This window comes from Pseudomonas sp. R3.Fl, assembly GCF_023516765.1.
GTDB classification, from domain to species: domain Bacteria; phylum Pseudomonadota; class Gammaproteobacteria; order Pseudomonadales; family Pseudomonadaceae; genus Pseudomonas; species Pseudomonas citronellolis.
Genome location: NZ_JAMGSO010000001.1, coordinates 420,115 through 433,101, shown reverse-complemented (window position 1 = coordinate 433,101; position 12,987 = coordinate 420,115). Strand labels below are relative to the sequence as shown.

The following is a 12,987-nucleotide window of genomic DNA, read 5'->3' as shown; positions in this document are numbered from 1 at the left end:
GCAGCCATGCACATCCAACTGCTGTGCACCGGCGACGGGCGCTGCTACGTCCAGCTCGACCAGTTCCGCGTGCCTTTCCGCAACGCGGAGCAGGCCAACGCCTACCTTGAGCGCCTGCAGCAGCGCATCGCCGCGCCCCACGTGCTGGCCGAGGCGCAGCGCCGCGACGCCGAGAAGCGCCAGGCCCAGCGCCGCGCGGGCTGAGCCTTCCACGGGCCGCGGTCACGGCCGGCGCACCGTGGGCCCTCCTGGCCGCCCATAAGGGGCGGCCGCTCACCGGCCGTTCAGGGGCGTATCGCCAGGATGCTGGAGTGCACCCGGTACAGCGCCTGCTCGGTGGTGCTGCCGACGATCTTCGCCAGCCCGGCGTGGTAGAGGGTGCCCATGACCACCACGTCCATCCGGTAGTCGTCGACGAATTCGGCGATGACGCGGTTGGCCGCGCCCTTGATAAGGTGCAGGCACTTCTGCTCGATGCCGAAGCGTTCGCCCAGGCGCTGCATGCGCTCGGTGGCGCGGCCGCTCATCTGCTCCTGGATTTCGCTGGTCCAGGCCACCGGCCCCACGGCATAGGCGAGGAAGCTGCTGCTCAGGTCGTAGGCCTGCAGCAGGTGCAGCTCGGCGTCGCATTGCAGCGCGAGCTGCTGGGCCGATTCGACGATGCGTTCGTTCAGTTCGTCGACGCGGGTGTCGTCCTGGGACAGGTCCAGCGCCGCCACCACCTTGCGCGGCAGGGGATGCTCCGCGTGGCTCACCAGGTGCAGCGGCACCGCGCACTGGCGCAGCAGTTGCCAGTCCAGCGGCGTCATCAGCGCCCGGCTCACGGCCGTTTCGTAGTGGACGTCCTTGATCAGCAGGTCGAAGCCGCGTTCGCGCACCCGGCGCAGGACTTCCTGCAGCGGGTCGTCGCTCCACACCGCCTCGGCGCTGGCCTCGATGCCGCGCCCGCGCAGCAGCTCCACCTGGTCGTCGAGCCAGGCCTGGTGCCGCTCCTGGATGGTGTTGCGGGCGCGTTGCTGCAGGTCGTAGTCGAGGGTGTTCAGGGCTGGCGCCAGGCTGTCGATCATCAGCATGTGCAGGCTGGCGCCGGCGGAGTCGGCCAGGGCCTGGGCGCGGGCCATGGCGGCGGAATAGTGCTGGTGGGTGTCGCAGATCAGGAGCAGGCGCGAGTAGGCGTTCATGGCGGTCTCCGCAGCGGCGCCCGCGCCACGGGCGGCGCGGGCTGGGTGGCTGTGAGCCTGGGCCGGGGCGCGTGCGGGCACTTTGATGCGCATCAAGAACGCTGGTGGAGAGGGGGCGGCAGGCGATCGAAGCGGACCACCGGTCCTTCGGCCGGGGGCGGCGACTGCAGGCGCTCGTTGCGCAGCCAGATGCTCGCCGCCGGCACCCCGCTGCGCAGGCACGCCTGGGCCGCGCTGCGGCCGAGAAAATCCGGGGTGGCGCAGAACACCACGTCGGGCAGCCGCTCCAGCAGTTGCCGGTGCAGGCGTTCCAGCAGGCAGGCGCCGTGGACCCTTTCGTCGAGCAGGCCCAGCGAGTGCAGCCAGCGCCGGCATTCCTCGGGCAGGCCCGCCAGGCTGGCGGCATCGGCGATCAGGTCCAGGCGCAGCGCGGGCATCCAGCAGGCCAGTTCGTCGATCGCCGCCGCCACCGACAGCAGGCCGTTGCCGCTGGCCACCACCAGCAGCCGGCCGGCGCGCAGCGGCAGGGGCCAGCCGACGCCCAGGGGGCCGCGGTAGTCCAGCCAGCCGTCCGTGGCCGCGAACCGGCCGGGGTGGCTGGCGCTGACGATGAACGGCCCGTGGTGCTCCGGCAGGCTGATGTAGCTGCACGGCTGCAGGGCCCCGCCATGCACGCCCAGCAGGCAATACTGGCCGGGTATGACGGCGCTGCCCGCGTCGTCCTCCAGCAGCAGGCGCAGGCATTGCCCGGTGCCCGGCAGGCAAAGCACTTCCAGTAGCCGTACCCGTTCCATTGCGCGCCCCCTTGGCGAGGTCGACCAGACGCGTCGTTTCGGGTCAGGCTAGGCGCCGCGGGCCGGGCCGCCTTGACCGCCATCAAGTTCTGCGCCGCGGGGACCGAGGCCGGCGTTTTGACCGGGATCAAGGACAGCCGCCATGGCCGTCGCAGAATCGATTCGCCCCATTTCCGAGGCGGTTCATCCAGCGGAGGAATTCCCCATGTCCGACCCCGCAAAGCAAGTCCCCGTCACGCCGTCCCCCAGCCAACCGGCCAAGGCGCCAACCCCCGGCGCCAGCCCCTTCGATACGCTGCGACGGCAGATCGACAGCCTGTTCGACGACTTCGGCCGCACGCCGCTGCGCCTGCCCTTCGGCCACAGCGCCTTCGACGTGGAGCCGTTCTGGCGGCGCGAGCCGTTCAGCCGCGGCCTGCCCGCGGTGGACGTCAGCGAGCAGGCCGAGGAGTACCGCATCAGCGCCGAGCTGCCCGGCATGGATGAGAAGGACATCGAGGTGAAGCTGGCCAACGGCAACCTGGTCATCAAGGGCGAGAAGAAGGAAGAGAAGGACGAGAAGCGCAAGGAGTACCACCTGTCGGAACGCCACTACGGCAGCTTCGAGCGGGTGTTCCGGCTGCCCAAGGAAGTGGACGCGGAGAAGGTCCACGCGCAGTTCTCCAAGGGCGTGCTGCAGGTGCATCTGCCCAAGCGTGCCGAGGCGGTGCACCCGGAGAAGGTCATCCCGGTGAAGAACGGCGATTGATGCGGGGGGCGCGCCTGGCGGCAGGCGCGCCCCTTCGTCGAATGGGGCGGCGCGGCCAAGCGCAGCGGCTATAGTGGGAAAATTCCCTTATTGCCGGAGGCGCCGCCATGTCCGACGCTTACCGCTCCCCGCCGCGCCCGCAGGTCAACTGCCAGGCGTGTTCGTTGAGCCGCCTGTGCCTGCCGGCGAGCCTCAGCGACGGCGAGGTCGAAGAGCTGGACCGCATCGTCCGGCGCAGCCGCCCCCTGCAGAAGGGTGAGTACCTGTTCCGCGCCGACGAGCCGATGCAGCACGTGTTCGCCGTGCGCTCCGGGGCGCTGAAGAGCTACCTGCTCGACGCCAACGGCGGCGAACAGGTGACCGGCTTCGTGCTGCCGGGCGAGATGCTGGGGCTGGACGCCATCGGCTCGCCGCGCTTCCCGGGCTATGCGGTGGCGCTGGAGGTTTCCATGGTGTGCAGCATCGGCCTGGAACAGCTGGAGGACCTGTCCGGGCGCATCCCCGGCCTGCGCCACCAACTGCTGCACATCCTCAGCCAGGGCATCCAGGGCGAGTACGCGCACATCCGTTGCAGCCGCGAGCGCGCCGAGCAGCGCCTGGCCGGCTTCCTCCTCGGCCTGTCGGCCCGCTACCAGCAGCGCGGCTTGTCGCAGGACCGCTTTACCCTGCCGATGAGCCGCGGCGACATCGGCAACTACCTGGACCTCACCATGGAGACGGTCAGCCGGCTGTTCACCCGTTTCGTGCAGACCGGCCTGATCGACTGCCACGGGCGCGAGGTGCGCCTGGTCGACCGCCAGGGCCTGTGCCGGCTGAGCGGCGTGGAGGCGCAGCAGGAGCGCCCGTGAGCCGCTGAGCGGGCCGTTCATCCGCTGGCCGCGGCGCGGGCGCCGGGCGCGCCGCCAATCTGATCGAGATCAAAGTCGGGCCGTGGCGTCGCGCCCATCGTGCAAGGCGAGCGAATGTCCGCTTGCCCGCACAGGAGATGAGCCATGGCCATCGGCGAATACTGCAACCGCGACGTCGTCATCGCGGCGCCTACCGTATCCATCCTGACCGCCGCCCGGTTGATGAGCGAATACCACGTCGGCGACCTGGTGCTCGCCGAGCAGGTGGAGCGCGAGCGCTACCGGCCCGTGGGCATCATCACCGACCGCGACATCGTGCTGGAGGTGGTGGCCAACAACGAGCCCGAGCCGGGCAACATCCAGGCCGGCGACATCCAGCTGCGCAACCTGATCACCGCGAAGGAAAGCGACGACCTGTTCGACGTCATCACCCGCATGCGCCAGGCCGGCGTGCGGCGGATGCCGGTGGTCGACGAGGAGGGGATACTGGTGGGCATCGTCTCGGCGGACGACCTGCTCGGCGTGCTGGCCGACAACCTGCGCGACCTCTCGCGGCTGGTGGGCTTCCAGAACCTGCGCGAAGAGGGCGAGCGCGAAGAGGATTACTAGGCCCTGCCGGGCGAGGTGGCTGCCATGCATGACGTAACGCTTCCCTTCGTCGACCGCGTCGCCGCCGGCAAGGCCCTGGCGCGGTTGCTGCTGGCGTACCGGGGCCGCCCCGAGGTGATCGTGCTCGCCCTGCCGCGCGGCGGGGTGCCGGTCGGTTATGAGGTGGCCAGCGAACTGGGCGTGGAACTGGACCTGATGATCGTGCGCAAGCTCGGCGTGCCTTCGTACCCGGAGCTGGCCATGGGCGCCATCGCCAGCGGCGGCGTGCGGGTGCTGAATGACGACGTGCTGCGGATGCATGGCGTCGATGCCCGCGCCCTGGAGGCGGTGGAGCGCAGGGAAAGCGCCGAGCTGCACCGGCGCGAGCTTGCCTACCGTGGGCAGCGGCCCGTGCCGCAGCTGGCTGGCCGGCAGGTGATATTGGTCGACGACGGTCTGGCCACCGGCGCCACCATGCTGGCCGCCGTGCGCGCGGTACGCCAGCAGGCGCCGGCGGCCATCGTCGTCGCCGTGCCGGTGGCGCCGGCGGAGGTGCTGGAAGAGCTGCGTAACGAGGTCGACGAGGTGGTCTGCCCGTTCACCCCGGAGCCGTTCAGCGCCATCGGCCGCTGGTACCTGGACTTCTCCCAGACTTCCGACGCCGAGGTGGTGGAACTGCTGCAACGGGCCTGGCGGCGGGAGGCGGGCGAAGCCTAGCCTCAGGTGCAGCGCCGGCCGTGGCGCAGCACGTCGATGCGCAGCTCCGGCTCGTAGGGCGGCACGTTGCATTCGACGATGTCGTCCGGCGCCACCTGCAGGCGCAACCCCACTACGTCGGCGTGCACCGGTTGGCGGCTCACGCAGCGGTCCACCAGTACGCCGGCCAGCACGTGCCGCGCCCCGAGCTGGGCCAGGTAGGCGCAGGCGCGCAGCAGCGAGTGGCCTTCGTAGAGCACGTCGTCCACCACCAGCAGCGTGGTGCGGCTGAGGTCCATGCCGGCCAGTTGCGGGTTCTCCGTCAGTTCCGTCTCGGGGTGCAGCAGGCTCAGGTCGTCGGCGTAGCGCTTCACCTTCAGGGCGTGGACGGGCAGAGGCGGGTGGCCGCATTGCACCAGGTGTTCCTGCAGCCGGTGCGCCAGGGGTTCGCCACGCCGGACTATGCCGACCAGCGCGCTTTCGCCCGGGGGCAGCAGCGGGGCGGCCTTTTGCGCCATGGCCTGGAGCACGGCATCCAACTCCCGGGCGTCGTACAGGGTCAGGCGTTGCGGAGCGTTCGGGGTCGCCATGGTGGGCCTCCAGGCCGTTGCCGGGCATGGCTTTCACCATCGCGCGTCGGGCGAGGGGCGAATTTGATCCAACGCAAATCCGGCGCAGGCCAGGGGGCTGAAACTCGTCCGTAGTTACCCCATCGAGCCCGATGCGGGCCCCTGCCTTCCGGCGCGCTGGCGGCGTGGCCGGATACCCACGAGGTGCGCTATGAGCCAGCCACGCAAGCTCCTGTTCCTGACCCACCCCGAGCAGCACGATTCCCCCGGCCTGCAGCGCGCGCTCGCCCTGGCATCGGCCTGCAATGCGGCCTTGCACGTGCTCGTCTACGTGGGGCCCTTCGCGACCTTCCTGCTGGACCGCAAGGTCATGGAACAGGCGCGCGAAAGCCTGGTGCAGGCGCAGCGCAAGGCCTGGGAACGCGAATGCGCGGCCCTGCGCGGGCGGGGGCTGGAGGTCACGGCCTCGGTAGTGGCGGCGGACAACCTGCGCGAGGAGATGCTCCAGGACATCCGCGAACTGCAGCCGGACATGGTGATCAAGGACGTGCGGCACGAACCGGCGCTCAAGCGTTCCTTCGTCACCCCGCTGGACTGGCACCTGCTGCGGGAGTGCCCGGCGCCCCTGCTGCTGGTCAACGACATCCGCCAGCCGATGCCGCGCAAGATAGTCGCGGCGGTGGACCCGTCCGACCCGCAGACCCAGCTCAGCGGCATCAACGACAGGATCATCGCGGCCGCCAACGGCCTGGCCCTGCAATGCGACGCGGAGCTGCACCTGCTGTTCGTCTACGACTGCATGCCGGCCTACATGGCCAATGGCGGCGAGGGCGGCGTGGCCTGGGTCGACCTGGTCGAGGAGATGCGCGGCGCGCTGCACAAGCCCTTCGTCGCCCTGGCGGACAAGTACGGCGTGCCCGAGGAGCGCCGCCACTTCCTGATGGGTACGGCGGTGCGCGGCATCGCCAACTTCGTCCAGCAGAACGCCATCGACGTGACCGTGATGGGCCGCATCCACCGCAGGGCCGTGGACAGGCTGATCGGCAGCACCACCGAGCACCTGATCGAGCATGTGCAGGGCAGCGTGCTGGCGCTGCAGCCGGGCGAGCAGGGCGCCTAGCGCAGCAGCTCGGCCACCCGCAGCGCCGTGGCTTTCGCCGACTGCGGGTTCTGGCCGGTCACCAGGCGGCCATCCACCACCACCTTGGGCACGAACGGCAGCAGGGCCTTTTCGTAGCGCGCGCCGCGCCGCTTCATTTGCTCTTCGGCGTTGTAGGGCATCTTCTTCGCCACGCCGGCGAGGATTTCCTCGCGCCAGGAGAAGCCGGTGAGCCTGCGCCCCGCCACCAGCAGGCTGCCGTCCGACAGCGTTGTGTTCAGCAGGCCGCAGTAGCCGTGGCAGACCGACGCGACTATGCCCCCGCGTTCGTAGATGTCGCGGGTGAGGCGCTGCAGACCGGCGTCGTCCGGGAAGTCCCACATCACTGCGTGCCCGCCGGTGAAATAGATGGCGTCGAAGTCCGCCGGGTCGATGTCCTCGGGCTTGGCGGTGTTGGCGAGCAGCGCCCGGTGGGCGTCGTCGGCCAGCCAGGCCTTGGCCGAGGCATCCCGGTTCGGCCATTTGAGCGAGCGCGGCTCCAGCGGCGTGACGCCGCCCTTGGGGCTGACGATCCGCTGCACATAGCCCTTGGCGGCGAACACGTCGTAGGCGTGGGTCAGCTCCGACAGCCACAGGCCGGTGGGGTCGGCCGGGTCGGCATAGTGCGCGACGTTGCTGACGACGTGGAGAATGCGCTTGCTCATTTGCCCTTCCTTCCCGGTGGTTGACCTTGCCGGCCTGCATCAGCGGCGTGGGGGAACTCTAAGCTTGAATATAACTTTAAGGTCAAGGGGCCTGGGGATGGGAGATGAAGGGGCTGATCTGGCCACCAGCGCCAGGGCAGGGTAAAAGAGCGGGTTCATTGCCGCAGGATGCCATGCCTTGAAACGCGCAAGCCCATTGCTGATCGCCACGCTACTGGCCGCCGCCGGCCAGGCGGGGGCCATGGACGGAAAAGGCAACTCGTCCGATCACTTCACCGTCGCCACCAGCCTGGGCACCGCGGCGCTCAGCGAGTCCACCAGCCAGCCGCTGCGGACCTACCAGGCTGCTCGCGACGATGCCCTGGCGTACATCGCCTCCGATGGGCGCATCCATGGCGCGCAGCTGGAACAGGCGCTGCGCTTCTACCGGGAGGCGCATCCGCGCTCCGGCCTGAGCGACATGCAGCTGGCCCGGGCCATCGCCAGCCTGGGGTGAGCCCTGCTCGCCGAGAAGCGGGGCCGGCGAGGCCCGCATTGTGGAAAGGCACGGCATTGAAATAAAATGAGACGCTTTCTCATTTTCACTCTTTTGGCTTTCCCGCCAAGGATGCCTGCGCATGTTTTCCGCTTCGTCCCACGCTTCGCCGGCCGTCGCGCTGGAGCGCCTGTATGGCGACCACCACGGCTGGCTGTTCGGCTGGCTGCGCCAGCGCCTGGGCAATGCCCCGGACGCGGCGGACATCGCCCATGACACCTACCTGCGCATCCTCAGCTCCGGGCGCACGCCGCCGCTGGCGGACTCGCGGCGCTACCTGGTGCAGGTGGCCAAGGGCCTGGTCATCGACCTGTGGCGCCGCCAGGACGTGGAACGGGCCTACCGCGAGGCCATCGCGCACCTGCCCGAAGCGCAGGTGCCGGCGCCGGAAACCCACTGGCTGATCGTCGAGTCGCTGCTGCGCATCGACGCGATGCTCGACGGCCTGCCGCGCCAGACGCGCGAGGTGTTCCTGCTGGCGCAGTTCCACGAGCTCACCCTGCAGCAGATCGCCGAGCGCACCGGCATGGCGCTGATCACCGTGCGCCGGCACATCCACAAGGCGCTGGTGGCCTGCATGACGGCCTGCGAGCCATGAGCCGCGGAGAGGCCTGCGCCGCGCCGGCGGCCAGGCTGCTGGAGGAGGCCGCCGAGTGGGTCATGACGCTGCGCTTCGACGCCCCCGGCGAGGCGCAGTGGCAGGCCTTCGAGCGCTGGCGCGGGCAGAGCGATGCGCACCGCGAGGCCTGGGCGCGCGCCGAGCGGGTGTTCGGCACCTTCGATGCGGTGCCCACGGAACTGGGCCGCCAGGCGCTGCATGGCCTGGAAGGGCTCAAGGGCCTGAGCCGCCGCCGCGCACTGCGTCTGCTGAGCGCGCTGCTGATGGCCGCGCCGGCCGGCTGGCTGGTGGCGCGCAGCGCCCCCTGGGACAGCTGGATGGCCGACGCCAGCACCGCCACCGGCGAGCGCAAGGCGCTGACGCTGGCCGACGGCAGCCAAGTGGTGCTCAACACCGTGTCGGCGCTGGACGTTCACTTCGATGCCACGGCGCGCCGCCTGCGCCTGCGCACCGGCGAGGTGCTGGTGACCACCCATGCCTACCCGCTGGCGCCGCGGCGGCCGTTCCTGGTCGCTGTGCAGCAGGGCGTGGTCGAGGCGCTGGGCACGCGCTTCAGCGTTCGCCAGTTGGGCGAGCAGTGCCAGGTGGCTGTGTTCGAGCATCAGGTGGAGATTCGCCCGCGCGCCGGTGCTGCGGTGCGCCTGTCCGCCGGCCAACAGGCCTGGTTCGATGCGCGCGGCGTGTTGCGCAGCGCGCCGGTGGACGACAGCGCCGCGCTCTGGGAGCAGGGCATGCTGGTGGCCCGCGACCAGCCGCTGGCGGAGGTGCTGGCGGAGCTGGCGCGCTATCGCCACGGCCTGCTGCGCTGCGACCCAGAGGTGGCCGGGCTGCGTGTTTCCGGCGCGCTGTCGGTGGCGGACACGGACCAGGCGCTGAACGCCCTGGAGCTGACGCTGCCGGTGCGGGTGTCGCGCCTGAGCCGCTACTGGGTGACGGTTTCGGCCCGCTAGCGAAAAAAATTTCGCGCCCCCCCTGAGCACTTTTTCCGTCTCGTCCGGGATAGAGGGTGAACACGCCTCATGGGGAGGGGTGGGCAGCCCGCGCGAGGCGCGGCTTGAAGGATGGCAAAGCACATGGCTTCGAAGCACCGACGGCATTCCGGCACTCGTCGATTCACCCACCTGGCCCTGGCGGCGGCGATCCATGGCGTGGCCCTGGGCTGCGCCGGGCTGGCCCTGGCCCCGTCCGTGGCCATGGCCGCCGAGGCCGCGCGCGACTATGCCATCGGCGCCGGCGCCCTGAGCGACGTGCTGGCCCGCTTCGCCGCCAGTGCCGGCGTGCAACTGGTGTTCGACCCGGCCAGGCTCGCCGGGCGCAACAGCCCGGGCCTGAAGGGCCGCTACACGGTCGAGCAGGGCTTCCAGCAACTGCTGCGCGGCAGCGGCCTGCAACTGGTGCAGCGCGGCGCGGGCATCTACGCCCTGCAGGACGCCGGCGCCGCACTGCAGATGCCGGCCGAAACCGTGGTCGGCAAGGGCGGCGATACCCTGGCCATGTCCGCGACCGTGATCCAGGCGAACGCCAACGGCGCCGGCACCCCCACCGGCTACCAGCAACTGAGCGACAGCAGCACCACGCGCCTGGGCCTGACGCCGCGGGAAACGCCCCAGGGCGTCACCACGCTGTCGCGCCAGCAGCTGGACGACTTCAACATGAACAGCGTGAAGGACGCGCTGCGCAGCGCGCCCTCGGTGACGGTGGAGCAGTACGAGACCGACCGCACCAACTTCACCTCGCGCGGCTTCGACATCAACAACTTCGAGTACGACGGCATCGGCTCGCCGTTCAGCGCCGGCCTGCTCAGCGGCGACCTGGACCTGGCCGAGTACGAGCAGGTGGACATCCTGCACGGCGCCAATGGCCTGATGAGCGGCACCGGCAACCCCTCGGCCACCGTCAACTTCATCCGCAAGCGCCCGACCTACACGCCGCAGGCGCAGGTGAAGCTGTCGGTGGGCTCCTGGGGCACCCGCCGCATCGACCTCGACGCCTCCGGCCCGCTGACCGACTCGGGCAACGTGCGCGGCCGCTTCATCTACGCCAACGAGACCGGCAATTCCTACCTGGACCGCTACTCTCACGAGAAGAACGTGCTCAGCGGCATGCTGGCCTTCGACCTCACCGAGGCAGACACCCTGACGGTCGGCTTCTCCGACAACAAGAGCAACTCCAACGGCAGCAGCTGGGGCGCGCTGCCGCTGACCGACCAGGCCGGCAACCTGATCCACTACAGCCGCCGCGGCGCCAACATCGGCCAGGACTGGACCTACTGGGACGTGCACACCCAGCGCGCCTTCGTCGAGCTGGCCCACGACTTCGGCGGCGGCTGGAAGGGCAAGCTCAACGTCACCGGCGTGGACCAGAGCCAGCAGGCCGACATGTACTACCTGATGGCCAACGACGCCGACACGCCCTGGCTGGCCGACCCCAGCCACAGCCATTCCGGCGAGAAGCAGCTGCTGGGCGAGGCCCAGCTGAGCGGCCCGTTCAGCCTCGGCGGGCGCCAGCACGACCTGACCCTGGGCGTGGACTACGGCCGCTCGCGGCACAGCGACCGCGGCTACTACAACAACGAAGACGAGTTCATGGACGCCGACCTGGGCCAGACCCTCAGCGGCGCGGTGCCCAGGCCGAGCCTGACCTACACCAACGACACCATCGAGATGGCGCGCTTCACCGACCGGCAGAAGAGCGTCTACGCCGGCACGCGCCTGAACCTCACCGACCAGCTGCACTGGATCCTCGGCGCGCGCATGCTCAGCGTCGACAGCGACGGCACCGACTACGGCAGCGCCCGCGACGTGCGCATCCACGGCGAGGTGACGCCCTACACCGGCGTGGTCTACGACCTCGACGAGCAGTATTCGCTGTACGCCAGCTACACCAAGATCTTCAACCCGCAGTACGTGATGGACGCCCAGGGCAAGGTGCTCGACCCGCTGGAGGGCAAGAGCTACGAGGCCGGCATCAAGGGCAGCCTGCTCGACGACCAGTTGAGCGTGTCGGCCGCGCTGTTCAAGACCGACCAGCGCAACGTCGCCGAGGCCACCGACCAGAGCCTGCCCGGCGGCGAGACCATCTACAACGGCGAGGACTTCAAGAGCCGCGGCGCGGAGCTGGAGGCCAGCGGCCAACTGGCCCCCGGCCTGCAGCTGCAGGGTGGCTACACCTACGTGCATATCGAGGACCCGGACGGCCACAAGGCGCGCCAGTACGTGCCCACCCACAGCCTGCGCAGCAGCCTGACCTACCAGTTGCCTGGCCTGCCCCAGGCCAAGGTCGGCACCCGGGTGAGCTGGCAGAGTGCGATTCAGCTCGATGATGACAGCCGTGTGCGGCAGAACGCTTATGCGCTGGTGGATTTGATGGGGAGCTATGACATCGACAAGCACTGGAGTGCGTCGTTGAACCTGAACAACCTGACCAATCGCAAGTATCTGATGAGTTTGTATAGCGGTGGGTCTGGTTTCTATGGGCCGTCGCGCAATGTGACGGCTTCGGTGAGTTACAACTTCTGAGGTTGGGGTTTTGTGGGGGAGGGGCTGCCCGTGCCACCGGGATGTCCGGCGTGGCCGGTGAATCCAATCGCGGACAAAGTCCGCTCCTACGCCCGTGTTTCCCTGGAACCGTGGGCGCAACTGTCTTGCCGACTGCACCGAGGCGCTTTTCGTAGGATGGGTTGAGCCTTGGCGAAACCCATGCGGCCAGGCGATGGGTGTCATATTTGCCGGTGATGTAGGAGCGGACTCTGTCCGCGATTCGGCGGATAACCGCGAGCGGTTATTCGCCCTACGAACCTCCCGGCTGACGCCGTGTTATCCACCCACGCCGAACGGCCCCCTCTCCCTCCGGGAGAGGGCTGGGGTGAGGGGCTCTTGAACCCAGCCCCTACGTCACCAGCAAACTCCACACTTCTCTGCTGTATCCCAATGTATCCAACCCACCCCTCCACACGGCACGCATACAAACCCAACCCCCCTCCGATACGCCACCGATACATGGCGCGGGCCAAATGGCCACACCCGGACGCGACACCCGGCGGGCTCCGAAAGCCAGCCCCTCGCGCATCCCGGTCCGACCAAGCCCCTTGAGCCGCGCACCACGCGCCCAGCATCGGAGAACCACCCATGTCCCGTAACCCGATCCAGACCAAGACCCGCATCGGCCTGCTCGCCATCGCCCTGGTGGGCGGCGCCAACCTGGCCACCTCGGCCTTCGCCGTCGAGGCGCTGCCGCAGGGCTACCAGCTCGCCGCCGCCGAGAAGGCCGGGGAGGGCAAGTGTGGCGAAGGCAAGTGCGGCGCCAGCAAGGCCAAGGCGACCCAGGCCGAAGGCAAGTGCGGGGAGGGCAAGTGCGGCGACGCTTCCTTCACGCGCACCGACAGCGACCACGACGGCAAGGTCTCGCGCGACGAGTTCCTGGCCGTGGCCAGGGACCGCGCCGGCGACTTCGACAGGATCGACGCCGACCACGACGGCTTCATCTCCGAAGCCGAGGCCTACCAGCACCTGAAGAACGTCTTCGAATCCAACGGCAGGCCGATGCCGGCCGGGCTGTTCGCCAGGTTCCAGGGCGACCGCCACTAAGCCGGACGCGCCACCCAGCC

Annotated in this window: 15 protein-coding genes; 11 read left to right on the top strand and 4 right to left on the bottom strand. The window is 69.5% G+C overall.

From position 1 onward, the window contains the following. Window positions 1-6: 6 nt before the first annotated feature. Window positions 7-204, top strand: a complete 198-nt coding sequence (locus tag M8R19_RS01630; protein ID WP_074978648.1) for a hypothetical protein — start codon at window positions 7-9, stop codon at window positions 202-204. 80 nt (window positions 205-284) lie between these two features. Here M8R19_RS01630 and M8R19_RS01625 read toward each other — a convergent pair whose 3' ends face one another. Both M8R19_RS01625 and M8R19_RS01620 read right to left on the bottom strand, forming a co-directional pair. Beyond that, window positions 285-1,181, bottom strand: coding sequence for a universal stress protein (locus M8R19_RS01625; protein ID WP_074978650.1), 897 nt, complete (start codon window positions 1,179-1,181; stop codon window positions 285-287). Between the two features lie 92 nt (window positions 1,182-1,273). Beyond that, window positions 1,274-1,975 (bottom strand): ferredoxin reductase domain-containing protein, encoded by a 702-nt coding sequence (locus M8R19_RS01620; RefSeq protein WP_135499896.1) that lies wholly within the window; start codon window positions 1,973-1,975, stop codon window positions 1,274-1,276. Between the two features lie 205 nt (window positions 1,976-2,180). Between M8R19_RS01620 and M8R19_RS01615 the strand changes: the two genes are divergently transcribed. The 4 genes from M8R19_RS01615 (at window position 2,181) to M8R19_RS01600 (ending at window position 4,876) form a co-directional block, all read left to right on the top strand. Beyond that, on the top strand, window positions 2,181-2,723 hold the full coding sequence (locus tag M8R19_RS01615; RefSeq protein WP_043271710.1) for an Hsp20/alpha crystallin family protein: 543 nt from the start codon (window positions 2,181-2,183) through the stop codon (window positions 2,721-2,723). A 107-nt stretch (window positions 2,724-2,830) separates the two neighbouring features. After that, window positions 2,831-3,571: a fumarate/nitrate reduction transcriptional regulator Fnr gene (gene fnr, locus M8R19_RS01610; RefSeq protein ID WP_249916825.1), complete on the top strand. Its 741-nt coding sequence runs from the start codon at window positions 2,831-2,833 to the stop codon at window positions 3,569-3,571. Between the two features lie 144 nt (window positions 3,572-3,715). After that, complete coding sequence (locus tag M8R19_RS01605; protein WP_249916824.1) at window positions 3,716-4,180, top strand: CBS domain-containing protein; 465 nt, start codon at window positions 3,716-3,718, stop codon at window positions 4,178-4,180. Window positions 4,181-4,204: 24 nt separating this feature from the next. Then, the gene (locus tag M8R19_RS01600; protein ID WP_249916823.1) at window positions 4,205-4,876 is read left to right on the top strand and encodes a phosphoribosyltransferase; all 672 of its coding nucleotides are present in this window, start codon (window positions 4,205-4,207) and stop codon (window positions 4,874-4,876) included. 2 nt (window positions 4,877-4,878) lie between these two features. Here M8R19_RS01600 and M8R19_RS01595 read toward each other — a convergent pair whose 3' ends face one another. After that, on the bottom strand, window positions 4,879-5,445 hold the full coding sequence (locus tag M8R19_RS01595) for a phosphoribosyltransferase family protein (protein ID WP_009622377.1): 567 nt from the start codon (window positions 5,443-5,445) through the stop codon (window positions 4,879-4,881). A 190-nt stretch (window positions 5,446-5,635) separates the two neighbouring features. Between M8R19_RS01595 and M8R19_RS01590 the strand changes: the two genes are divergently transcribed. Continuing rightward, window positions 5,636-6,544, top strand: coding sequence for a universal stress protein (locus M8R19_RS01590; RefSeq protein ID WP_249916822.1), 909 nt, complete (start codon window positions 5,636-5,638; stop codon window positions 6,542-6,544). On the opposite strand, the gene M8R19_RS01585 is transcribed toward M8R19_RS01590, so the two are convergent. Next, complete coding sequence (locus M8R19_RS01585) at window positions 6,541-7,227, bottom strand: type 1 glutamine amidotransferase domain-containing protein (protein WP_249916821.1); 687 nt, start codon at window positions 7,225-7,227, stop codon at window positions 6,541-6,543. The two genes, M8R19_RS01590 and M8R19_RS01585, sit on opposite strands and share 4 nt — an antisense overlap. A gap of 178 nt (window positions 7,228-7,405) precedes the next feature. Between M8R19_RS01585 and M8R19_RS01580 the strand changes: the two genes are divergently transcribed. The 5 genes from M8R19_RS01580 to M8R19_RS01560 all read left to right on the top strand — a co-directional run bounded on the left by M8R19_RS01580 (window position 7,406) and on the right by M8R19_RS01560 (window position 12,967). Next, window positions 7,406-7,723, top strand: a complete 318-nt coding sequence (locus tag M8R19_RS01580; RefSeq protein ID WP_116423353.1) for a DUF2388 domain-containing protein — start codon at window positions 7,406-7,408, stop codon at window positions 7,721-7,723. A 121-nt stretch (window positions 7,724-7,844) separates the two neighbouring features. After that, window positions 7,845-8,360, top strand: coding sequence for a sigma-70 family RNA polymerase sigma factor (locus tag M8R19_RS01575; protein ID WP_074978668.1), 516 nt, complete (start codon window positions 7,845-7,847; stop codon window positions 8,358-8,360). Continuing rightward, a complete protein-coding gene (locus tag M8R19_RS01570; protein ID WP_249916820.1) occupies window positions 8,357-9,331 on the top strand; it encodes a FecR domain-containing protein in 975 nt (324 codons plus the stop codon). The genes M8R19_RS01575 and M8R19_RS01570 overlap by 4 nt, the downstream gene beginning before the upstream one ends. 123 nt (window positions 9,332-9,454) lie before the next feature. Further along, window positions 9,455-11,899 (top strand): TonB-dependent siderophore receptor, encoded by a 2,445-nt coding sequence (locus tag M8R19_RS01565; protein ID WP_249916819.1) that lies wholly within the window; start codon window positions 9,455-9,457, stop codon window positions 11,897-11,899. 609 nt (window positions 11,900-12,508) lie between these two features. Continuing rightward, on the top strand, window positions 12,509-12,967 hold the full coding sequence (locus M8R19_RS01560; protein WP_074978678.1) for an HvfA family oxazolone/thioamide-modified RiPP metallophore: 459 nt from the start codon (window positions 12,509-12,511) through the stop codon (window positions 12,965-12,967). The last annotated feature ends 20 nt before the right edge of the window (window positions 12,968-12,987 follow it).

Excerpts from the sequence above, each read along its gene's own strand:
- M8R19_RS01630 (WP_074978648.1), top strand. The coding sequence starts at position 7 with ATGCACATCCAACTGCTGTGCACCGGCGACGGGCGCTGCTACGTCCAG.
- M8R19_RS01625 (WP_074978650.1), bottom strand. The coding sequence starts at position 1,181 with ATGAACGCCTACTCGCGCCTGCTCCTGATCTGCGACACCCACCAGCAC.
- M8R19_RS01620 (WP_135499896.1), bottom strand. The coding sequence starts at position 1,975 with ATGGAACGGGTACGGCTACTGGAAGTGCTTTGCCTGCCGGGCACCGGG.
- M8R19_RS01615 (WP_043271710.1), top strand. The coding sequence starts at position 2,181 with ATGTCCGACCCCGCAAAGCAAGTCCCCGTCACGCCGTCCCCCAGCCAA.
- fnr (WP_249916825.1), top strand. The coding sequence starts at position 2,831 with ATGTCCGACGCTTACCGCTCCCCGCCGCGCCCGCAGGTCAACTGCCAG.
- M8R19_RS01605 (WP_249916824.1), top strand. The coding sequence starts at position 3,716 with ATGGCCATCGGCGAATACTGCAACCGCGACGTCGTCATCGCGGCGCCT.
- M8R19_RS01600 (WP_249916823.1), top strand. The coding sequence starts at position 4,205 with ATGCATGACGTAACGCTTCCCTTCGTCGACCGCGTCGCCGCCGGCAAG.
- M8R19_RS01595 (WP_009622377.1), bottom strand. The coding sequence starts at position 5,445 with ATGGCGACCCCGAACGCTCCGCAACGCCTGACCCTGTACGACGCCCGG.
- M8R19_RS01590 (WP_249916822.1), top strand. The coding sequence starts at position 5,636 with ATGAGCCAGCCACGCAAGCTCCTGTTCCTGACCCACCCCGAGCAGCAC.
- M8R19_RS01585 (WP_249916821.1), bottom strand. The coding sequence starts at position 7,227 with ATGAGCAAGCGCATTCTCCACGTCGTCAGCAACGTCGCGCACTATGCC.
- M8R19_RS01575 (WP_074978668.1), top strand. The coding sequence starts at position 7,845 with ATGTTTTCCGCTTCGTCCCACGCTTCGCCGGCCGTCGCGCTGGAGCGC.
- M8R19_RS01570 (WP_249916820.1), top strand. The coding sequence starts at position 8,357 with ATGAGCCGCGGAGAGGCCTGCGCCGCGCCGGCGGCCAGGCTGCTGGAG.
- M8R19_RS01565 (WP_249916819.1), top strand. The coding sequence starts at position 9,455 with ATGGCTTCGAAGCACCGACGGCATTCCGGCACTCGTCGATTCACCCAC.
- M8R19_RS01560 (WP_074978678.1), top strand. The coding sequence starts at position 12,509 with ATGTCCCGTAACCCGATCCAGACCAAGACCCGCATCGGCCTGCTCGCC.